The organism is Polycladomyces zharkentensis, from assembly GCF_016938855.1.
Lineage (GTDB): Bacteria > Bacillota > Bacilli > Thermoactinomycetales > JIR-001 > Polycladomyces > Polycladomyces zharkentensis.
This window is the reverse complement of sequence record NZ_JAFHAP010000001.1, coordinates 91,067-110,670: the sequence shown is the minus strand read 5'-3', so window position 1 is coordinate 110,670 and position 19,604 is coordinate 91,067. Positions and strand designations below refer to the sequence as shown.

Annotated in this window: 22 protein-coding genes; 18 read left to right on the top strand and 4 right to left on the bottom strand. The window is 52.7% G+C overall.

Annotation, left to right across the window (positions count from 1 at the left end; genetic code table 11):
- The first annotated feature begins 36 nt into the window (after positions 1 to 36).
- From JQC72_RS00500 to prfB, 12 genes are all read left to right on the top strand, one after another.
- Positions 37 to 444 carry a hypothetical protein gene (locus JQC72_RS00500; RefSeq protein ID WP_205492157.1) on the top strand — a complete coding sequence of 136 codons (408 nt, stop codon included), beginning with the start codon at positions 37 to 39 and terminating at the stop codon, positions 442 to 444.
- A gap of 241 nt (positions 445 to 685) precedes the next feature.
- Positions 686 to 2,395, top strand: coding sequence for a helicase-related protein (locus tag JQC72_RS00495; protein WP_205492156.1), 1,710 nt, complete (start codon positions 686 to 688; stop codon positions 2,393 to 2,395).
- The gene (locus JQC72_RS00490) at positions 2,392 to 3,093 is read left to right on the top strand and encodes a ComFC family protein (protein WP_205492155.1); all 702 of its coding nucleotides are present in this window, start codon (positions 2,392 to 2,394) and stop codon (positions 3,091 to 3,093) included. The genes JQC72_RS00495 and JQC72_RS00490 overlap by 4 nt, the downstream gene beginning before the upstream one ends.
- A 120-nt stretch (positions 3,094 to 3,213) precedes the next feature.
- Positions 3,214 to 3,489 carry a non-specific DNA-binding protein Hbs gene (gene hbs / locus JQC72_RS00485; protein ID WP_205492154.1) on the top strand — a complete coding sequence of 92 codons (276 nt, stop codon included), beginning with the start codon at positions 3,214 to 3,216 and terminating at the stop codon, positions 3,487 to 3,489.
- Positions 3,486 to 3,725 carry a hypothetical protein gene (locus JQC72_RS00480; RefSeq protein ID WP_205492153.1) on the top strand — a complete coding sequence of 80 codons (240 nt, stop codon included), beginning with the start codon at positions 3,486 to 3,488 and terminating at the stop codon, positions 3,723 to 3,725. Before hbs ends, JQC72_RS00480 begins: the two co-directional genes overlap by 4 nt.
- A gap of 100 nt (positions 3,726 to 3,825) precedes the next feature.
- The gene (locus JQC72_RS00475) at positions 3,826 to 4,596 is read left to right on the top strand and encodes a basic amino acid ABC transporter substrate-binding protein (RefSeq protein ID WP_302104354.1); all 771 of its coding nucleotides are present in this window, start codon (positions 3,826 to 3,828) and stop codon (positions 4,594 to 4,596) included.
- Positions 4,597 to 4,737: 141 nt separating this feature from the next.
- Positions 4,738 to 5,424 (top strand): amino acid ABC transporter permease, encoded by a 687-nt coding sequence (locus JQC72_RS00470; protein WP_302104353.1) that lies wholly within the window; start codon positions 4,738 to 4,740, stop codon positions 5,422 to 5,424.
- 9 nt (positions 5,425 to 5,433) lie between these two features.
- Positions 5,434 to 6,156, top strand: coding sequence for an amino acid ABC transporter ATP-binding protein (locus JQC72_RS00465; RefSeq protein WP_205492237.1), 723 nt, complete (start codon positions 5,434 to 5,436; stop codon positions 6,154 to 6,156).
- Between the two features lie 418 nt (positions 6,157 to 6,574).
- On the top strand, positions 6,575 to 6,775 hold the full coding sequence (locus tag JQC72_RS00460; RefSeq protein ID WP_205492152.1) for a cold shock domain-containing protein: 201 nt from the start codon (positions 6,575 to 6,577) through the stop codon (positions 6,773 to 6,775).
- A 206-nt stretch (positions 6,776 to 6,981) separates the two neighbouring features.
- The gene (gene hpf, locus JQC72_RS00455; protein ID WP_205492151.1) at positions 6,982 to 7,530 is read left to right on the top strand and encodes a ribosome hibernation-promoting factor, HPF/YfiA family; all 549 of its coding nucleotides are present in this window, start codon (positions 6,982 to 6,984) and stop codon (positions 7,528 to 7,530) included.
- Between the two features lie 438 nt (positions 7,531 to 7,968).
- A complete protein-coding gene (gene secA2 / locus JQC72_RS00450; protein ID WP_205492236.1) occupies positions 7,969 to 10,500 on the top strand; it encodes an accessory Sec system translocase SecA2 in 2,532 nt (843 codons plus the stop codon).
- 219 nt (positions 10,501 to 10,719) lie between these two features.
- Positions 10,720 to 11,839 (top strand): peptide chain release factor 2 gene (prfB, locus tag JQC72_RS00445; RefSeq protein ID WP_205492235.1). Its coding sequence is split into 2 segments (ribosomal slippage): positions 10,720 to 10,791 and positions 10,793 to 11,839, totalling 1,119 coding nucleotides; the frame shifts between segments, so codons are not numbered across the junction.
- A 270-nt stretch (positions 11,840 to 12,109) separates the two neighbouring features.
- On the opposite strand, the gene JQC72_RS00440 is transcribed toward prfB, so the two are convergent.
- Positions 12,110 to 12,310, bottom strand: coding sequence for a cold-shock protein (locus tag JQC72_RS00440; protein WP_205492150.1), 201 nt, complete (start codon positions 12,308 to 12,310; stop codon positions 12,110 to 12,112).
- Positions 12,311 to 12,792: 482 nt separating this feature from the next.
- Between JQC72_RS00440 and JQC72_RS00435 the strand changes: the two genes are divergently transcribed.
- Positions 12,793 to 13,011: a hypothetical protein gene (locus JQC72_RS00435; RefSeq protein ID WP_205492149.1), complete on the top strand. Its 219-nt coding sequence runs from the start codon at positions 12,793 to 12,795 to the stop codon at positions 13,009 to 13,011.
- Between the two features lie 548 nt (positions 13,012 to 13,559).
- On the opposite strand, the gene JQC72_RS00430 is transcribed toward JQC72_RS00435, so the two are convergent.
- From JQC72_RS00430 to JQC72_RS00420, 3 genes are read right to left on the bottom strand one after another with little or no spacing between them, the layout of a single operon-like run.
- Entirely contained in the window at positions 13,560 to 14,204 is a 645-nt protein-coding gene (locus JQC72_RS00430) for an ABC-2 transporter permease (RefSeq protein ID WP_205492148.1), read from the bottom strand.
- Positions 14,201 to 15,067, bottom strand: a complete 867-nt coding sequence (locus JQC72_RS00425; protein ID WP_205492234.1) for an ABC transporter ATP-binding protein — start codon at positions 15,065 to 15,067, stop codon at positions 14,201 to 14,203. The genes JQC72_RS00430 and JQC72_RS00425 overlap by 4 nt, the downstream gene beginning before the upstream one ends.
- Positions 15,061 to 15,450, bottom strand: coding sequence for a GntR family transcriptional regulator (locus tag JQC72_RS00420; RefSeq protein ID WP_205492147.1), 390 nt, complete (start codon positions 15,448 to 15,450; stop codon positions 15,061 to 15,063). Before JQC72_RS00420 ends, JQC72_RS00425 begins: the two co-directional genes overlap by 7 nt.
- Positions 15,451 to 15,644: 194 nt before the next feature.
- Here JQC72_RS00420 and JQC72_RS00415 point away from each other — a divergent pair, with 194 nt between their 5' ends.
- The 5 genes from JQC72_RS00415 to JQC72_RS16330 all read left to right on the top strand — a co-directional run bounded on the left by JQC72_RS00415 (position 15,645) and on the right by JQC72_RS16330 (position 19,480).
- Positions 15,645 to 16,073: an RrF2 family transcriptional regulator gene (locus JQC72_RS00415; protein WP_205492146.1), complete on the top strand. Its 429-nt coding sequence runs from the start codon at positions 15,645 to 15,647 to the stop codon at positions 16,071 to 16,073.
- Positions 16,074 to 16,291: 218 nt separating this feature from the next.
- Complete coding sequence (locus JQC72_RS00410; protein ID WP_205492145.1) at positions 16,292 to 17,341, top strand: sulfite oxidase; 1,050 nt, start codon at positions 16,292 to 16,294, stop codon at positions 17,339 to 17,341.
- A gap of 92 nt (positions 17,342 to 17,433) precedes the next feature.
- The gene (locus JQC72_RS00405) at positions 17,434 to 18,219 is read left to right on the top strand and encodes an enoyl-CoA hydratase/isomerase family protein (RefSeq protein ID WP_335342365.1); all 786 of its coding nucleotides are present in this window, start codon (positions 17,434 to 17,436) and stop codon (positions 18,217 to 18,219) included.
- 212 nt (positions 18,220 to 18,431) lie between these two features.
- Positions 18,432 to 19,049 carry a hypothetical protein gene (locus JQC72_RS00400; RefSeq protein ID WP_205492143.1) on the top strand — a complete coding sequence of 206 codons (618 nt, stop codon included), beginning with the start codon at positions 18,432 to 18,434 and terminating at the stop codon, positions 19,047 to 19,049.
- A gap of 296 nt (positions 19,050 to 19,345) precedes the next feature.
- The gene (locus JQC72_RS16330) at positions 19,346 to 19,480 is read left to right on the top strand and encodes a hypothetical protein (protein ID WP_302104350.1); all 135 of its coding nucleotides are present in this window, start codon (positions 19,346 to 19,348) and stop codon (positions 19,478 to 19,480) included.
- The last annotated feature ends 124 nt before the right edge of the window (positions 19,481 to 19,604 follow it).

The window sequence follows — 19,604 nt, the reverse complement described above, 5'->3', positions numbered from 1 at the left end:
CACGGCATATACTGTGGGCAAAGGAGGACGAGTGCGATGGTGCAATCAATCGTATGGGGAATCGTGTTGTACGGCGTCATGTGGTTTTTGTTGCATTGCATCGGCAAAGCCTGTTGGCGTCCCGTCCGTGTCGACCCGGTTCATCTCATCCTCTTGACAGGAAACAGCCAGGGAACCATTGAATGGGTCATCCGTTCCTATGTGTTTTGGCATTGGATTCAGGGGAAGTCCAGCCGCATCACTTGCGTGGACCGATTCTCCGTTGATGATACGTTGTCCATTCTCACCCGTTTGCAAGGGCAGTTGCCGGGATTGGAAGTGGTTACCGTGCGGGATGAGAATGAAATGTGGAATGAAGTGGCGTCGCGAAGCCATTCGGATGTCCGCAGGGTTTGGGTGATGGATCTCCGTTCGCCGAACCGGAGCATACAGGTGTTGTCCTGATGCGATGAGAAGCGGGACCGGTTCTGTCGGACAACACTGACAGAGATGGATCCTGAAGATTCAACACCATATCCGACAGCAAGTGGAACGCAGGTCAGCGATGAAGGAGCGAACCTGCGTTGTTTTTTATCCGGGCCATCGTGGACCGATGTAAGGTTGCTTTACCGGATGAAGCGAACAGCCCACTGAGCTGTGTGGGGCCAGTCACGAGTCGGGAGAACCATTAAGAAGGGGTATGGCCATGTTTACGCTGTATCAGGCGACGGTGAGAGGAGAACCTCCTCATTGGGGGATCAGTTTGGCTCCTGAGGTGGACGAGCGGTTTTGGCGGGACCGGGGGAGGGAGTTTCGCATAGCCGGTTCGTTTGAAACGATTGGACAAGCTTGGTTTGTTTTAAGGAAACATGTTTCAAAAGAACAATCCAAATCATCGCTGATCGGGAATGGGATGGAGCACTTCGAACAAACGACCGATGATGATCATCTGTCGCCGGGACAAAGGTACGGTGTGGCAATATGGAATATATTAGGTGGTCGTGTGCTGTTGGAGGAGGAAATTCGATCATTATTGCGATTCCGGTGGGGTAAGGACCCCGATCCGGCGGCCCTGCGTGCGGGTTTGCAATGGTTGTGCCTGATGGGAGCCGCGGAATGCGTGCCCGCCGTCGAAATGGCCGGTCCCGCGGTGAAGTGGCATTGCAGCCGATGCGGCAGTGGACCGTCCCGGTTGTTTCGGACGAAATGTAAACGGTGCCGCCAAGCATGTGCCACCTGCGATCATTGTCTCGTATTGGGCAGATGCCGGTCATGCGTTCCGTTGTTTCGTATCCGTCCCCCCGATGCTTCCGCGGTTCGCACCGACGGGGTTCGTCTCCGCTTGCCCCCACTGACCCCGAAACAACAGGAAGTCGCCTCCCTTCTGGAAGGCTGGAGAGACGGACAGGAGCGGATACTGTTGCTGTGGGCGGCAACGGGAGCGGGCAAGACGGAGGTTTGTTTGCCGTTGGTTCGCCGGACACTGCAAAGCGGGCAGCGTGTGCTGTGGGTGACACCGCGTCGTGATGTGGTGGATGAGTTGTATCCGCGTTTGAAAAAAGCGGTGGAAGGCGTTCGGGTAACGGCCGTTCATGGGGGAACGCGGTCGACATGGGATGACGGAGAGCTGGTCATCGCCACGGCGCACCAAGCCTGGCGGATGTACCGACGGTATGCTTTGGCGATCGTTGATGAAGTGGATGCCTATCCATTGTATGGAGATCCCGCGCTGCAATCGGGGATCGACCAAGCTTTATGCAACGATGGAAAAGCAGTGTGGGTGACGGCCACTCCACCGATGGTCTGGCAGAGAAAAGCGCGGCGGGGCAAATTGCCCGTCATCACCCTGCCCGCCCGATTTCACGGTCATCCGCTGCCCGTACCCGAACGGTACGGGGTCCGCGGTTTGTGGAATAAGGTGAGTCGCGGCAAACCTGTCCCGCCGTTGTCGGATTATTTGCGTCATCTGATGCAAACCGGCAAACCAGGGTTGATTTTTGTGCCACGGGTGGCGGATTTGCCGCGTCTGCTGCAGTGGATCAATCGGAGGTACCCTTCAATGGCCCGGTTCTGTGCGGCTGTGTCCGGAAAAGAGCGCAACAGGGAGGAGATCGTGGCACGATTTCGCCGGGGCCGTGTTCGCGTGTTGCTCTCCACGACTGTCTTGGAGCGCGGCGTGACGGTTCCCGGTTGTCAAGTGTTGGTGCTGGGTGCGGACCATACCGTCATGGACGCCGCCACTTTGGTTCAGATGTCGGGACGGGCGGGACGGTCACCGGAAGACCCGGCGGGGATCGTCCGGTGGATCTCGGAGGAATGGACGGAAGCTCAGCGGCGGGCGATTCGGGAAATCAAAGCGATGAACCGGTTGGCATCCCGGATGGGGTGTCTGCATGCGCCCGGGGTGAAGCGATGATCGGATGGCTGTTCTCATCGTCCGGTAGGTGTCCGTTTTGCGACACGCCAGTCCGCGCTCTTCCCTGGGCACCGGTATGGGAAAAAATCTGTCCGTATTGCCGCGACGGGTTTTCTCCCGTTGAACCTCCCTACTGCCGTCGTTGCGGGAGAGCGGGTGGGGAAGCGCTTTGTACCGATTGCCGATCCCATCCGTATCCGGAGCTGATACAGAACTGGAGTGCAGTATCCTACACGCCCCATACCCGCGAAGTCATTCGTTTGTACAAATATCTGGGCAGGGAGCGATACGCCCGTCCGATGGGGGAGATGATGGTGTCGGTCGCTGCCCGCAGGGGACGGAAGCCGGATGTCATCTCCTATGTTCCCCTGCATCCCTCCCGGCTGGCAGAGCGAGGGTTCAATCAGTCGGAGCAATTGGCCCGCGTCATCGGAAAGCAATGGGGAGTACCGGTGGTGTCATTGTTGGTGCGGTCATCACCCACTCCACCTCAAAGTCGGCGATCCCGGGCGGAGCGTTTGCGGTCGATGGAGGGGGTTTTTGATTTGCATCCGTCGATCCCCGCCGAAAAGTTGGTCGCTTTGAATGTATTGTTGGTGGATGATGTATATACGACCGGCGCCACATTGGGCGCCTGTGCCCGCGTACTGGCAGAGGCGGGATGTCGAATGGTCCGTTCTTTGACATTTGCGCGTTAAAAAGGAAAAGTCAATCTACCTATCAAAAAAAGAGGTATAAACAACCAAAAGATGGGAAACACAGGGTAATAGTCATGATTCAAAACCCAAAAACTTGTGAGAGAAAAGGAGAGTTGACACATGAACAAATCGGAACTGGTCGATCGCGTGGCTGCGGCGACGGGGAAAACGAAAAAGGAATCGGCTCAAGTGGTGGAAGCCGTGTTGAGCACCATCGCCGAAGCTTTGCGTAATGGTGAAAAAGTGTCGTTGGTCGGTTTCGGCAACTTTGAGGTTCGCGAGCGTGCCGCCCGAACGGGCCGCAACCCGCAAACCGGTGAAACAATTCAGATCGAAGCCAGCCGGGTTCCGGCATTTCGTCCCGGCAAACAGTTGAAAGAGGCCGTCAATCAGTGAGTGAAGAGCCGCCATTCGGCGGCTTTTTTGATTCAGAAGGTCTTCCTATATTTTCTACAGGACTTTATGAACCCAAAATCGAAAGAAGTATTTCTAAAGAAGATAATTTTAGAATATTCCTTTTATTGAACAGGAGAGAAAGAAAGGGGAGGGTTACCAAAACATACAAATTGAATATAAATACAACAACACTTATAATAACTCAAGGGAGATTTCATCATGCTAAAGCATTGTAGACGCTTTTAAACCAGAGAAGGTTTCAATCCACCGCGATTTCTCCGTTCATGCGGTGGAAGAGACGTATGTTTGAATATGCAATCTCAAGGGGGATCAAACATGAAAAAATTGGGGGTTTTGATCTTATCACTGGTATTCTTGTGCTCATTTGCTTTAACCGGCTGTGCCAAGAACAACGCGGGGGCAGGCGGAATCGTCAAAGTGGGTACCGACGCCGCCTATCCGCCGTTTGAGAAACAGGAAGGGGACGGGAAACTGACCGGCTTTGACATCGAACTGATGAACGCGATCGCCAAAGCCGGCGGCTTTGAGGTGGATATTCAACACGCAGGTTGGGACCCGATGCTGGACGCCGTAAAAAACGGCAAACTGGATGCGGGAATTTCCGCCATCTCCATCACGGACGACCGCAAAAAAGTGTATGACTTCTCCGACCCGTATTTTGACGCCAAACAGTTGATTCTCGTACCGGCCAATTCCAACGTGCAGTCGCTGAAAGATCTGAAAGGGAAACGGATCGGCGTGCAAACGGGGACGACCGGTGAAATCGTCGTACAAAAGGCATTCGGTAAAACGTATCAGGGCATCAAGGGATATGACGATACACCGGCCGCGATTGACGATTTGGCCAACGGCCGTGTCGATGCCGTGGTGGCGGACAATGGGGTGGTCCTCGAATACCTGAAAAAACTGCCTGCCGGTAAGTTCAAAAAGGTGGAAGATCAGTCGTTTGAACCGGAACAATACGGGATTATCGTCAAAAAAGGAAACAAGGAACTGCTGAAGAAAATCAATGACGGTCTGAAGAAAATCCGGGAAAACGGCACCTACAAGAAGATCTACGAGAAATATTTCGGTCCAATGCAATAAAAGGAGCGGGGTTGGGGAGTGCCCTTGTACTCCCCATTTCCTCCTGTTTTCAAACAATTTCCTGTGGATAATGTGGATAAATATGTGGATAAGTTGCGCAATTCATGATGCAATCCATTCTGCCTGGAAAGAGGTGGATGTATGCCAATCGATTGGTCCGTCATTGTGGAGTACAAAGCCTATTTTATCCGTGGACTTTGGACCACCATCGAACTGACGACGGTGGCTGTTTTGGTTGGGTTGGTCATCGGACTGATATTGGGATTGATGCGGCTTTCGCGCAGCCGGTGGTTGGTCATCCCGGCTCAGGTGTATGTGGATATCTTCCGGGGAACGCCGTTGCTGCTGCAAATCCTGGCCGTTCATTTCGCTGTGATTCCCACGATTTGTGAAGAGTGGCTCGGCGTGAAACCGCCCGAGGCGATCGTGTCCGGTTTCGTGGCCTTATCGCTCAACGCCGGGGCCTATATCGCGGAGATTTTTCGCGGCGGCATTCAATCCATTGAAAAGGGGCAGATGGAAGCGGCCCGTTCGCTCGGCATGACATACGGACAAGCCATGCGGCACGTGATTCTCCCGCAGGCGTTCAAGCGGATGTTGCCTCCGTTGGGCAACGAATTCATCGCCTTGCTCAAAGATTCGTCCTTGGTCACAATCATTTCGGTCAATGACATCACCTACGCCGCCTTCACCACGGCGAAAAACACATTTGAACGCTGGGCTCCGTATATCACTTCCGCCGCAATGTATTTTGTACTCACTTTTGTCTTATCGCGCTTCGTCCTTTTCCTGGAAAACCGCTACCGCACCGACAGACAGGAGGGATGATCCATGGCCATGATCCGCGTCGAACATCTGCGCAAACAATTCGGCACATTGGAAGTATTGAAGGATATCAACGTCGAAATCCAGGAAAAAGAAGTGGTCTGTGTGATCGGTCCCAGCGGTTCCGGGAAAAGCACGTTTCTGCGCTGTCTCAATCTCCTGGAGTCCATCTCCGGCGGCAAGGTATGGGTGGACGGGCATGACCTGACCGATCCCAAGACGAACATCAACAAGGTGCGTACCGAAGTGGGCATGGTGTTCCAACAGTTCAACCTGTTCCCGCACAAGCGCGTGATCGAAAACATCACGCTGGCACCGATCCAAGTCAGGGGTTGGACCAAGGAAAAAGCGGAAGCCAAGGCGATGGAGCTGTTGAACAAGGTGGGCTTGGCAGACAAGGCCCAGGCTTATCCGGAACAGCTCTCCGGCGGACAGCAACAGCGCGTGGCCATCGCACGTGCACTGGCGATGGACCCCAAGGTGATGCTGTTTGACGAGCCCACGTCGGCCCTTGACCCCGAAATGGTGGGCGAGGTGTTGGCCGTCATGAAGCAACTGGCCAAAGAGGGGATGACGATGGTCGTCGTCACCCACGAGATGGGGTTTGCCCGAGAAGTGTCCGACCGGGTGCTGTTTATGGACCAAGGCGTAATCGTTGAAGAAGGAACGCCGAACGAGTTGTTCAATGCTCCGAAGCACGAACGGACCCGTGCCTTTTTGAGCAAAGTGCTCTAGGAACAGGGAGAGTCTGGTCGTTCCGTAGCGGAGCAACGTTTTTCAGGCGAGCGACTTACCGGGGCCTGACTGAGCGAAGACCCGGGAGGCGCAGGATTGAAATCGCAGGCAATTTCCTCCAAGTGAAGCGTGCTTGTCCGCGTCCCGTGCTGATCGGGCCGGAGAGATCATCTCCGCCTCACTGCAGGACTTAGGGGAGCAGGCCGGAAAATCAATGTGGACAGGATTCACCAAACACATCCTGGAACCGAACGGCGCAGGAATGGTGAACCGCGTCAGTAAGTAAGCCTCAAGGCGATCATTTCCCCGTTTGGAGAAATATTCTTGACTTTGGTTCAGCCCAATGATATAGTGAAAAAGCATTATGAGATTTACCCGTCTCATTTGCGTATTTAAATCAAGAAGGGAATGTGTTTTCATGCAAGGCAAAGTCAAGTGGTTCAACGCGGAGAAGGGCTATGGTTTCATTGAGCGCGAGGGTGGCGAAGACGTATTCGTCCACTACTCGGCCATCCAGGAAGAAGGATTCAAAACCCTGGATGAAGGTCAGTTTGTAGAATTTGACATCGTGGAAGGTCCGCGTGGACCACAGGCTGCGAACGTCACGAAAATCGGGTAATCGTTTTTCCTTGACTGGATGAACAACCGATGACTACTCACCCCTTCGCTTCGGCGAAGGGGTTTCGTTTTGATTCGACGTTTTTCGAAGGAAGCGATTTGTTAAAAATGGGTGAACTTACTATTAAGAAATAGTGAATATAAGGGAGGAATTTTCGGATAACGCAGGAATAGATAATGTATAAAGCGAAAAGGGGGATTCGCTTCATGAATTATGTCATTCGCGGAAATAACCTCGAAGTGACGGAAGCTTTGCGGAATTTTGTCGAAAAAAAGATCAGCCGTCTGGAGAAGTATTTCGACACCCCTCCTTCCGCCGATGCACACATCGCGCTCAGCGTGATTCGCGATGATCACAAGGTGGAAGTGACGATTCCCTTTCCAGGCGTGCTGGTTCGCGCGGAGGAAAAAAGCGCGGACATGTATGCTTCGATCGACTTGGTCGTGGAAAAGTTGGAGCGCCAGATTCGGAAGTACAAAACCAAGGTCAACCGCAAAGTCCGTCAGGAAGGAAGCCTCCGTTCGCAACTTGTTGAAAACGGAAACACCTCCACCGCTTTGGTGGATGATGAAGAAGAACCCGTTGTGGTTCGCACAAAGCGTTTTCACTTGAAACCGATGGATGTGGAAGAAGCCATCATGCAGATGGAAATGCTCGGACATAATTTCTTCGTATTCACCAATGCGGATACGGATGAAATCAATGTGGTGTACCGTAGAAAAGACGGGCGTTATGGTTTGATTGAGCCTGAATGATAAGGAAATATAAGGAATTCGATTCGGGTTTGACGGCCCAGTTTGAGGGGAAGAAAAAAGTAAACCCGGAAAACACCCTCTTCACCAGGGCGTGGTGGATGGATGTGGGTTGCCACGCCAGATGAAGCTGGAAGCCCACGGCGACCGAAGGAATTGCCTCAGGTGCTTCAGCCGTGAGGGGCCACTCACCTGACCGTCCTTCAAATGAATGATTGTGCGGATCGGCCAAACAGGCCGGTTCCAGGCGGCAGTGATTTCACTGCCGCCTCGTTTTGTCCATGAAGAGGAGACAAAAAGCTTTCGAACCTTTTGCGAAAAAAGTGAAATTCAGCTGGTATTTTTGGTAAACTAATAGTTGATACCTTCCTTGGAATTTCGTGTGACCTCGGATGTCGCACTTACCAATATACCCTGGATGATGGGGAAGGGGATGAAATGATGCTGGGTTTGCTCAAAAAGCTGATCCCGGATGCCAACGAACGCGAATTGAAACGTTGCTATAAAATTGCCGATCAGATCGAAGCGCTGGAGCCGGAGATCTCCAAACTCTCCGACGCGGAGCTTCGAAACAAAACGGACGAGTTCAAAGCGCGCCTGGCGGAAGGCGAAACCTTGGACGATCTGCTCCCGGAAGCGTATGCGGTCGTTCGGGAGGCAGCCAAGCGCGTGCTGGGCATGCGCCATTTTTACGTTCAGCTGGTGGGCGGCATCGTCCTGCACAACGGCGATATTGCCGAGATGAAGACCGGGGAGGGGAAAACCCTGGTCGCCACGTTGCCGGCGTATTTGAACGCTCTGGAAGGGAAGGGCGTCCACGTCGTGACGGTAAACGACTACCTGGCCAAACGGGACAAAGAGTGGATGGGTCAGGTGTTTGAATTTCTCGGCCTGAGCGTCGGGTTGAACCTTCCCGGGCTGACTCCCGAAGAAAAGCGTGCCGCTTACCAGGCGGACATCACCTTCGGGACCAACAACGAGTTCGGATTTGACTATCTGCGCGACAACATGGTGCTGTATCCCGAGCAGATCGTGCAACGGGACCTGCATTTCGCCATCGTGGACGAGGTGGACAGCATCCTGATCGACGAAGCGCGGACGCCGCTCATCATCAGCGGGCAGGCCAACAAGGCGACTGATTTGTATTACGTGGCCGATCAGCTGGTGCGCCGACTCCGCCCGGAAGAGGATTACACGGTGGACGAGAAGACGAAAGCTGTCTCCCTGACCGAGCAGGGTGTGAGCAAAGCGGAAAAATTCCTGGGTGTGGACAATTTGTATGACGTGAAAAACATTACGTTGAATCACCATGTCCAACAGGCCCTCAAAGCGCATGTGCTGATGAAGCGGGACCGTGACTACGTCGTCAACGAAGACGGCGTGGTGATTGTGGACGAGTTTACCGGTCGCCTCATGCACGGTCGCAGGTACAGCGACGGTCTGCACCAAGCGATTGAGGCCAAGGAAGGTTTGCAGGTCCAACGGGAGAGCATGACGTTGGCCACGATCACACTGCAAAACTATTTCCGTCTGTACAAGAAACTGGCTGGGATGACCGGTACGGCCAAGACGGAAGAAGAAGAGTTCCGCAAAATTTACGGTATGAATGTGGTGCAGATTCCGACCCACCGCCCGATGATCCGCGAAGACATGACGGATCTGCTTTATAAGACCGAGGAGGCCAAATTCAAAGCCGTCGTCGAAGAGATTGTCCGTCGACACAAGAAGGGGCAACCTGTCCTTGTCGGAACGGTGTCAATCGAGAAATCGGAACAGTTGTCCCGCATGCTGAAAAAACGCGGTATTCCCCATCAGGTACTCAACGCCAAAAACCACGAGCGCGAAGCGGAAATCATCGCGCAGGCGGGGCAAAAAGGTTCTGTGACCATCGCTACCAACATGGCCGGACGCGGAACGGACATCGTCTTGGGCGAAGGCGTGGCTGAGTTGGGCGGATTGCATGTCATCGGGACCGAACGACACGAAAGCCGCCGGATCGACAACCAGTTGCGCGGACGTTCCGGCCGGCAGGGCGATCCGGGTTCGTCGCAGTTCTATCTGTCGTTGGAAGATGATTTGATGCGGCGGTTCGGCTCCGACAGCATCAAAAACATGATGGATCGTCTGGGGATGGAGGACGACCAGCCGATCGAGGGCAAAATGTTCACCAGAGCGGTGGAAAACGCGCAGAAAAAGGTGGAGGGCATGAACTTCGATGCCCGTCGCTGGGTGTTGCAATACGATGACGTTCTGAACCAGCAACGGGAAATCATCTACAAACAGCGGCGCGAAGTGCTGTTCAGCGACAACCTGCGCGATGTCGTCCTCAATATGGCCAAAGACGTGATCGAACACGCGGTGAAGGCCCACACATCCGAAGACGCGTTGCCGGAAGAGTGGGATTTGGAGTCGATCATCGACTACATGGAATCCAACCTGCTCCCGCCCGGTTCGGTGAGCGAAGAGGACTTGCAGGACAAGGAGCCGGATGAAATCATCGACACGTTGTACGAAGCCGTGGAAAAAACCTATGACCAGCGTGTGGAGGAGATCGGCTTCGACCGGATGCAGGAATTCTCCAAAGTGGTCATCCTGCGCACGGTGGACCGCAAATGGATGGACCACATCGATGCCATGGACCAATTGCGTCAGGGCATCCACCTGCGGGCGTACGGACAGACCGATCCGTTGCGCGAATACCAGTTTGAAGGCTTCGAGATGTTTGAGCAGATGGTGCGCGAGATCCAGGAAGAAGTGGTAAAATACGTGATGAAGTCCAGCGTGGGCGAAGAGATCGAGCGCGAAGAGGTGGCAGTCAACACCACCGCCGTCCACAGCGATTCGCAAGCCAAAGAGGAAGCCAAACGCCAGCCGGTTCGCCGGGCGGACAAAGTGGGGCGCAATGACCCCTGTCCGTGCGGAAGCGGCAAAAAGTACAAACACTGTTGCGCCCGCGCAAAACAAACGGGTTGATGCAGGAATAATGGAGCAAAAGGAAAGTCCGTCTCGTATCTCAGGAGGCCTCCCCTTTAAAATGGGGGGCCTTTTTCGACAGGTCCCTTTGCGTACAGAAAAACGGGAGAGAAAGAAGGCATGCCTGGTCTACGGATTCGAATTTCGTTCCGGATTGCGTTATAATGAGGGAGGTACATTTCCTTGAAACGGAAAAGCGCGAAGAGGTGATTTGTCGTGATTTCATTGGGTGAACTGAAACAGGAAGTAAACAATACAGCCAAGCGATTGGCGGACATCAGGGGGTCTCTTTGACCTCGATCAGAAAAAAGCGCGCATTGCGGAACTGGAAGCGCAAATGACTGCCCCCGATTTCTGGGATGATCAGCAACAAGCGCAAAAAGTGATTGACGAAGCCAACGCGCTGAAAGCCCAGGTCGAAACGATGACCAAACTGGAGCAGGCGCACGAAGATCTGCAGGTCCTGTTGGAGCTGGCCGCCGAGGAGGACGATGAGTCGCTCCTGGAGGAAGCGGAAGAAACGATTCGTTCGCTCAAAAAAGAGATGACGCAGTTTGAGCTGAGTCTCCTGTTGAGCGAACCCTACGACAAAAACAATGCCATCCTGGAGCTTCACCCCGGCGCAGGCGGAACCGAATCGCAGGACTGGGCGTCGATGCTGCTCCGGATGTATACGCGCTGGGCGGAGCGCAAAGGATACAAGGTGGAAACGTTGGATTACCTGCCCGGCGAGGAAGCGGGCATCAAAAGCGTCACGCTGTTGATCAAAGGGCACAATGCCTACGGATATCTCAAGGCGGAAAAAGGCGTCCACCGTCTGGTGCGGATTTCGCCGTTCGACGCATCCGGGCGCCGGCATACGTCGTTTGTCTCCGCCAACGTCATGCCGGAAGTGGATGATGATGTAGAGGTGGAGATCAAGCCGGAAGAACTCAAAATCGACACGTATCGTTCCAGCGGCGCCGGGGGACAGCACGTCAACACGACCGATTCGGCGGTGCGGATCACGCACTTGCCCACCGGCATCGTGGTGACATGCCAATCGGAGCGTTCGCAGATCAAAAACCGGGAGCGCGCGATGAAAATCCTGAAGGCGCGTCTGTATGAACGCATGATGGAGGAGCGGCGCAAACAGATCGACCAGTTGAAAGGGGAGCAGACGGAGATCGGTTGGGGCAACCAGATCCGCTCTTACGTCTTCCACCCCTACAGTATGGTCAAGGATCACCGCACGCAGGTTGAGGTGGGCAACGTGCAGGCCGTGATGGACGGGGAGATCGATATCTTTATCGACGCGTATCTCCGGCAAAAAATCGGCGGCCAACAATCGAAAAAGTGACGATACCAAGGACCGGGGCATTTTGTTCCGGTGAGGCTACCTGAAAAACCCGGCGGAAAAACCGCCGGGTTTGTATATGGATTGGGCATGTTTTTTTGTTGAACCCTTCCCAGACGGTCACGGAATTGAGCAAAAGAGGACCAGGCTCTCTTACCAAGGAGTCTTTCTGGGCAGAATGGCCGAAACACTGGACAATGGAAGTATGAGACCTAAAACCCCACAGGAGTTAAGCTCCAGTGGGGCGGTTCTGAATGGGTTATTTCTCTGTTTTTACAACTTCACCACATTGACGGCTTGATCACCACGGTTGCCTTTCGTGATTTCAAAGCTCACTTTATCGCCTTCATCCAAAGTCTTAAATCCTACACCATTGATTGCAGAGTAATGAACGAATACGTTATCTCTGCCTTCCACTTCGATAAACCCGAAGCCTTTGTCAGCATTAAACCATTTAACGGTTCCTTGTAGCATGTGTGAATTCCTCCGAAAAATATTTGTGTTGATAATATTTAAGGTATGCATTCACACATTATAAAGAATGACAAATCGAAACTTATCATCCTTTATAAGATGTGTGAATTATATACCCTCAATATAACAACCAGAATTTACTATACCACAAATAACCTTTTTTGTAAAATAAATTATGATCCCCTCAACTCATACCGCATGCAGATCCCTTGCTTGACACTGGAAGCAGGTGTAATGCTCAAATCCCAACGAACGAGAAAACGCCAGTGCGCGATTCACCACTTCAAGGCGCACCTCCAGCCTGCCTTGGGCGACCGCCCAAGGCAGGAACCTTCCGCAATTTCCCGACCGTAGCCCCGCCGCTAATGATTTCCGATGAATGAACAACAATTCCAACAGGGCCTTCCATCCGTATCTGATCGTTCCCAATACTCCACGGGCGTCTGGATTTCACTTTAGCGGCAGTACCAATGGGTGTTATTATGGTTAATCAGCCATTGGAGAAGGCGGTGGAACATTTGGCCGCGATGGAGCCGAACCGGGGTAGGTGGACGATTGTGTGTGAGTTGTCTCCATTTGCGAGCATTCCGGGAAGAAACTATCCGGTGGTGATGTCATTTATGGGAGAAGACGGCCCGTCGGCATCGAACGGCATCAGCTCTGATTCAGTATCGGAAATCCTTTCGGAGGCATTTGTGTAATCTCTTGACTGACGGTGAGTGTGAGTGGACGATATTAGAGGAGAGTATGTAGGCGATGGGAATTCCTGACGGGCCAGCCGTTTAAATGGGTTCAATCATGACGCTTTGGAGGAGGCACAATGACCAATCCGCGGATGGTTTTCCTTGGGTTGATTGTTTCAACGATTTTGGCACTGGTTTTTTTGACGCTATATTTTACAAATGTTTTGCCCTCTCTCCCTAAAACGATCATATACTTTTATCTGTTCATCACCGTGATCACGGGTTTTGTTTTCGGTACGGCGGGATTTCGGGAAGGCTCGAAAGTGTACTGGGCCGCCGTTGTTTTGATCCTCGACATCTTGATATTGGGGTTCATCCTTTTGGGTTTATTGATCACTTCGATGTGAAAAGGTGACGAATCATGCCGTTGACATTCCTCATGGCTGTTTCTTTTCATTGCGACTTCCTTCATCGTCCTTGCTGTACGTGAAACGAAAGAGTAAGTCAAAAACCGCCCCTTGAACGGACGGTTGAGCTGTTCATTTGCTGATCAAGTTCACGTCACCCTACAAATCCTTTTTTTGATACAAAAACAGGGATAGACGGTATGATCCGTACAACAACAATGATACACCCAACCCGATCACAGCGACATGCAGTACGAAAGGAGATCCGGCCAGCGGCGAATCAGGACTTTTTATCCAGTTGGCGAAGAAAAACAGACCCGTTCCGCCCACTGCCAAAACGACGAACAACAGATATTGCATCACATTCCAGTCGAACGTGAGAGCGATCGGAAAAAACAAGGCGGCGAGTACCATGATGCACACCAGTGCCCAGAATACATCCTGTATCGTAAACAGTGACAAGGTAAACGGATTGTGGTGTAATCCGAACCGGGCGATGAACAGGGCGGCCAGATTGACCAGAAACACCATCACCACAGAGATCAATGTATACAGGAAAATACTGAGATATTTGGATGCGACAAAAGATCGGCGGGTGATGGGAAGGCAGTTGAGCAATACGGATGTTCGCTGCTTTTCGTCATACTGAATCGAGCTTGTGATCATCATATAGGCGAGGATGACGATGTTGACCAGTTGGTTCATTCTGGTCAGCAACATGTTTACAAAGGCGAAGAACAGCGCGACGAGGAACATGTATTTCTGCACACGCAGATCTTTGATGATCAAATACCATACACTCAAGCGGAACGCCCTCCTTTGATCGTAAAATACATGATGTCTTCGAGCGACGGCTTTTCCATCACACAACGCTCACCCAACAGACGATGTACATGGTCCGCATCGGCAGCCAATCCTTCAAATCCCACATCCGTTTCCCGCAGGCCGATCAATGCTTGACGCGCTTCCGGTGTGAGCCATCGGGTATCCCCTTTTACCAAGGCATACGTCTCTTCAATCCGGTCCTTGGTCTCATCCCATACCACGCGTCCTTTGTGCAGAAAGATGATGTGGTCGGCGATCTGTTCCAGATCCGTGGTGATATGGGTGGAAAAGAAGATGGTTTTGTGCTCGTCCAGCATGATCTCTCGCAACAAATCGAGTATCTCTCGACGAAAGACGGGATCGAGGCCGGATGTGGGTTCATCCATGATGATGAGATCCGGTTCGTGAGCGAGGGCGAATGCAAGCGACAGTTTCATTTTCATTCCTTTGGAGAGCTGCTTGATTTTTTTGTGAAGCGGGAGATCAAAATCGCGGGCGTAACGTTGAAACATCCGCTCATTCCACCGCTTGTAAAAAGGAGCGATGATGTGCTTCATCTCATCAGCGGTAAGATGTTCATAGAAATGGTGTTCATCGAACACAAAGCCGATGCGCTCTTTGATCTCCCGACTGTGCCGGGACGGGTCCAGTCCGAAAATCCGAATTTCCCCCGAATCAGGGGTCAGAAGTTGCAGGATGAGCTTGATTGTGGTGCTCTTCCCTGACCCGTTTTCCCCGATCAAACCGGTGATGTACCCCTCTTCCAAGGAGAACGAGACGTCCTGAAGCGCAAAACCCCGAAAGGATTTGGATAAATGTCGGACTTCCAATGCCTTCATGATTCCTGATCCTCCCCGCAATCACATTGTCGTACCCAAGTGATCAATTCTTCCTTGCTTAAGCCGAGTTCTGCGGCTTCCTCCACCAGTTGTTGCAAACGGCATCGCAGTTGGAAGATCCGTTGCTCCCGAAGCGTATCCAAGGTGTTTCCCGGAGCGATGTAAGACCCCTTCCCAACGACGGATCGGATCAATCCCTCCCGTTCCAATTCTTCATAGGCGCGTTTTGTCGTAATCACGCTCACCCGTAAATCCCGGGCCAATTGCCGGATGGAGGGCAGTGGATCTCCCGGACGGGCGGCTCCTTTCAATATCTGATCACGGATCTGGTCGATGATTTGTTGGTAGATCGGTTCTTTCGAAGAATGGGAAATCGTGATGTTCAAACAATCACTCTCCATGAATAAATAGTGTGTATATACAATATATACACTTTGACAAACCGTTGTCAACCCGCTTTTTGTCCTGATGTACAAAAATACCGGCACACATCTCTCATCATGTGTATATACATAATAATCGACGGCTGTGATATCATTGTCGACCATTCAGCTCGGGATGGTAGGGATGGGAGGGGAGCATGAAGGTTTCCAGCCGCGGGGAGTACGCATTGCGTGCCTTGTTGTTGTTGGGATTGCGCAAAGGGGATGTGGTTCCCATATCCGAGATTGCGGAAAAAACGTTGGTTCCCAATCACTATTTGGAGCAGATTTTACTTCAGTTGAAAACCAATGGGTACGTGAAGAGCAAACGGGGAGCCCAGGGAGGATATTCTCTTCGACTTCCGCCTGAGCGGATCGTGATCGGAGAAGTGATCCGCAGGCTGGAAGGACCGTTGGCTCCCATGAGCTGTGTCAGTGTGACGGCATATGAGCCGTGCCCGTTGGAAGGAAATTGTTTGTTGAAACCGTTGTGGGCGTTGGTTCGCGATACAGTGGCACAGGTATTGGACCGGACGACGCTGGACCATTTGTTGCAAGGGAAGGCGAAAGCCGGACCGACCGGCTGATCGGGGATGCGGAGGAGGATGGCCGGTCTGGGTGATAACGGGAGTATGTTTGGTGCTTCAACCGTTGTTTGAGAAGGGTGATCGTCATTCTGCGAGGTGGTCCGATTTTATTTTTTCAATATCATTGAGATCTCTTACATACCCGGTTGTGTGGGATATGATCCCGCGCAGCCGGGTTTCTCCAACACAGCGGAACATTCGCAGGAGGGGTGAATGAGATGAAAATGTCACGAGCAAAGCAATTGTTTCGGGAAACGGTAACGATGCAACCGGAAAATCAAAGTTCCCCCGTTCGCTGGATCACGGATTGGATGACACCGGACGATTTATGGTACCGTCGCAATCATTACGCTTATCCTGCGCCGAATATGGACAGTTTGCAAGTGGTGGGGGCGGTACATCGTCCCTTGACCCTGAGTTGCGAAGAGATCCGGTCCAGACCGGCCAAGTCAGTAGTGGCGGTGATGGAATGCGCGGGCAACCGCAGGACCATGTTCCGTCCGCGGGTATACGGCGTACCCTGGAACGAAGGGGCGATCAGCCAGGCAGAATGGACGGGCATCCCGCTCCGGGATTTGTTGCGGGAGGCCGGTATCTGCTCGACGGCACGGGAAGTCGTGTTTTGGGGCATGGATGGTGAAGGGGAGGAGAAGGGGCCGTTTGCCCGCAGCTTATCACTGGGCAAATCACTTCACCCGGATACGTTGGTGGCCTATGCCCAAAACGGTCGGCTGCTGTCACCGGAACACGGTGCGCCTCTTCGGCTGATCGTGCCGGGTTGGTATGCGATGGCGTCCGTAAAATGGTTGAGACGCATCGAAGTGGTAACGGAACCGTTTCAGGGGTACTATCAAAAGGAGGATTACCACTACTATCCCTTTCCCGACAGTGATGAGGGGAAACGGCCCGTCACCGTTCTCCGCGTCAATTCCCTCATTCGGTATCCCCATGATTTTTCGGTGCTGAAAACGGGGCGTCACCGGGTGGAGGGGCTTGCGTGGACGGGGAAGGGTGTCATCAGGAGAGTGGAGGTATCTGTCGACCGTGGGGCGCATTGGCATCCTGCACGGTTACTTCAACGCCCCTGGGATCATCCCTATGCATGGGTCCAATGGAGTTGGAACTGGAAAGCCTTGCAACCGGGGAAATACGAAATCTGGTCGCGGGCGGCGGACACAGCCGGCCGTATGCAACCGCTCCGTGCCCAATGGAACCGGAAAGGGTACGGGTACAACGCCGTCTGCCGTTCACGGGTGCAGGTGGAATAGGATGGATCGATCAGATGGGAGGAAGAGCACCATTCGACACCGAATTCATAACCAGACATGGTTCCCGAAGACGAGCCAGGGGGTGTTGCAGTGTGGAATGGAACAATATTGTGCTGGAACAAGGTAACGGATGGGCACTCCTGACCATTCAGCGCCCGCAAGTGCTCAATGCGCTCAATCGTAAAACGTTGGAAGAGTTGTCAGAGGCGGTCGATTGGGTGGAGCAAAATGAAGATGTGCGCTGTCTGATCATTACCGGAGCGGGGGAAAAAGCATTCGTTGCGGGAGCGGACATCAACGAGCTGAGGCAAATCGAATCGGCTGCCGAAGCACAACGGTTGGCGGCGAAAGGGCAGGCGCTCTTCAGCAAAATCGAAGAGCTGGACAAGCCGGTGATCATGGCCGTCAACGGCTTCGCCTTGGGTGGCGGGTGTGAGTTGGCGATGAGCGGCGATATTTTGATCGCGTCCGAAAATGCCAAGTTCGGTCAGCCGGAAGTGAATCTGGGTGTGATTCCGGGATATGGCGGGACCCAGCGATTGGCGAGGTTGGTTGGAAAGGCGACCGCAAAATACTGGTGTTTGACCGGGGAGATCATTTCTGCCGCTGAGGCTTATCGTTTGGGATTGGTGCAAAAAGTGACGCCGCCCGACATGTTGCTGGACGAGTCGAAACGGCTGGCGGAAGTGCTTGTCAAAAAAGCGCCCATCGCCATGAAATACATTAAACGGACAATCAATCAAGGAGCAGAGACGGATTTGCAATCCGGCTTGCAGTTGGAGGCGGCTTGTTTTGGTCTGACTTTCGACACCAGGGACCGCATAGAAGGAATGGATGCATTTCTTCAGAAGCGGAAACCGGAATTTCAAGGGAAATAATTTGTCTACTGCCGGCTTGATCAGCCGGCAGTTGTCGTTTCCCGGGAAATAATCATCCGTCACGTCGATTTAAAAAACAGGCGGGTTTGACAAAAAGGGCGGAGATTGCTACAACTTTTCTGTATGGGGACGGCGGGACACGATGGTGTTCACAATCCGATTGACACCAATCGTGAGCAAAGTGCGTTCAATTTCAGGGAGGTGTGACATTAATGGTATGGTTGCATGCCATGCTGTTGGAGGGGATTTTCAGCGTGATACCCACTTATGTTTGGATCATTCTCGCTGTGGTGATCATCGGTGCGGTAGTGGGTTCAATCTGGTTGTCCAAAGCGCGTAACAAGGAAGTGGAAGAACTGGAGCGCATGTTTCAGCGTGATTCGGAGGATATCGATTTCACCGAGTTTTCCGTCCTGGAACGCCGGGCCAAGCGGGAAGAGCAAAAACGAAAAGAGCTGGAAAACCTGGAGCCGCGTTATCGTCCCAAATTTGATGAGGAGGAGGAAGAAAAACGCGGCGTATTGGGTTGGTTGAAAAAAAAGAAGGACGACGAGCCGGAAGAAGAGGTCAATTGGGAACCACCGTCTAAAGAAGAAGAAAAAAAGGATAAGTCGGATCATGTGTTGGTCGATCCGGAAATTCAAAAACAACAAGAACAGGAGACGGAGGAATGGGAGGAAGAATCGGGAGAACAGGAAGAAAATGAACAGGAACCGGCCAAAATCCCGTTCAAGCCTTCATGGTTGAAGGAAAAGGATCCTGTCGCCAAATCGGGCAATCCGTATGATTCCGAATCAACATTGCCGCCCCGAGGCAAGCGGAAGAAATAATCATGGTGGAAAACGTGAAAAAGAGAAAGTAAAAAACAGCCCTCCATTTGGCCACGACGCCAAATGAAGCGAGAAGCCCACGTCTTTCGCTGTGTTCCGATCGGAACATGTAGCGTAATCGAAAAGAAGGGAAGGGTGACCTTTTTTCAAGTGGTGTTTCCGCTTGATGAATCAGGTGCGAGCGGGAGAAAGGCGTACCCGGATCATTATGGGTCGGAAGCGAAGAAACCTCAGGTTGCGTGACGCATAATGACGGCCAATGAGTCGCACCCTGATGATAACGGGGGGTGAGACCATTGGCCGAACAACGTGAAACGCGCGTGGCGGAAGAGTCTGAGGATCGAAAAAACCTGATGGAACAGCCGCAAGGAAAAACGGAATCCCAAAACGCCGACAAAGTTCAAGAGCCGAATCACTTGCGGGCGCAGTGACATCAATCTTGAAGGCAGACACCCAAAAAACGATTCCGTCATCGGGCAGATGACAAAGTCTTTGATCCGATCACTCCACGCTCCAGGGCAAAAGCGGAGTCACTCAACGGGAAATTCGGCCCCC

What these genes read in the sequence shown, in the direction of transcription:
- JQC72_RS00440 (WP_205492150.1), bottom strand. Translation starts at nt 12,310, where the DNA reads ATGCTACAAGGAACCGTTAAATGGTTTAATGCTGACAAAGGCTTCGGG.
- JQC72_RS00460 (WP_205492152.1), top strand. Translation starts at nt 6,575, where the DNA reads ATGCAAGGCAAAGTCAAGTGGTTCAACGCGGAGAAGGGCTATGGTTTC.
- JQC72_RS00490 (WP_205492155.1), top strand. Translation starts at nt 2,392, where the DNA reads ATGATCGGATGGCTGTTCTCATCGTCCGGTAGGTGTCCGTTTTGCGAC.
- hpf (WP_205492151.1), top strand. Translation starts at nt 6,982, where the DNA reads ATGAATTATGTCATTCGCGGAAATAACCTCGAAGTGACGGAAGCTTTG.
- JQC72_RS00410 (WP_205492145.1), top strand. Translation starts at nt 16,292, where the DNA reads ATGAAAATGTCACGAGCAAAGCAATTGTTTCGGGAAACGGTAACGATG.
- JQC72_RS00495 (WP_205492156.1), top strand. Translation starts at nt 686, where the DNA reads ATGTTTACGCTGTATCAGGCGACGGTGAGAGGAGAACCTCCTCATTGG.
- JQC72_RS00435 (WP_205492149.1), top strand. Translation starts at nt 12,793, where the DNA reads ATGGTTAATCAGCCATTGGAGAAGGCGGTGGAACATTTGGCCGCGATG.
- JQC72_RS00475 (WP_302104354.1), top strand. Translation starts at nt 3,826, where the DNA reads ATGAAAAAATTGGGGGTTTTGATCTTATCACTGGTATTCTTGTGCTCA.
- hbs (WP_205492154.1), top strand. Translation starts at nt 3,214, where the DNA reads ATGAACAAATCGGAACTGGTCGATCGCGTGGCTGCGGCGACGGGGAAA.
- JQC72_RS00470 (WP_302104353.1), top strand. Translation starts at nt 4,738, where the DNA reads ATGCCAATCGATTGGTCCGTCATTGTGGAGTACAAAGCCTATTTTATC.
- JQC72_RS00465 (WP_205492237.1), top strand. Translation starts at nt 5,434, where the DNA reads ATGATCCGCGTCGAACATCTGCGCAAACAATTCGGCACATTGGAAGTA.
- JQC72_RS00415 (WP_205492146.1), top strand. Translation starts at nt 15,645, where the DNA reads ATGAAGGTTTCCAGCCGCGGGGAGTACGCATTGCGTGCCTTGTTGTTG.
- JQC72_RS00500 (WP_205492157.1), top strand. Translation starts at nt 37, where the DNA reads ATGGTGCAATCAATCGTATGGGGAATCGTGTTGTACGGCGTCATGTGG.
- secA2 (WP_205492236.1), top strand. Translation starts at nt 7,969, where the DNA reads ATGCTGGGTTTGCTCAAAAAGCTGATCCCGGATGCCAACGAACGCGAA.
- JQC72_RS00400 (WP_205492143.1), top strand. Translation starts at nt 18,432, where the DNA reads ATGGTATGGTTGCATGCCATGCTGTTGGAGGGGATTTTCAGCGTGATA.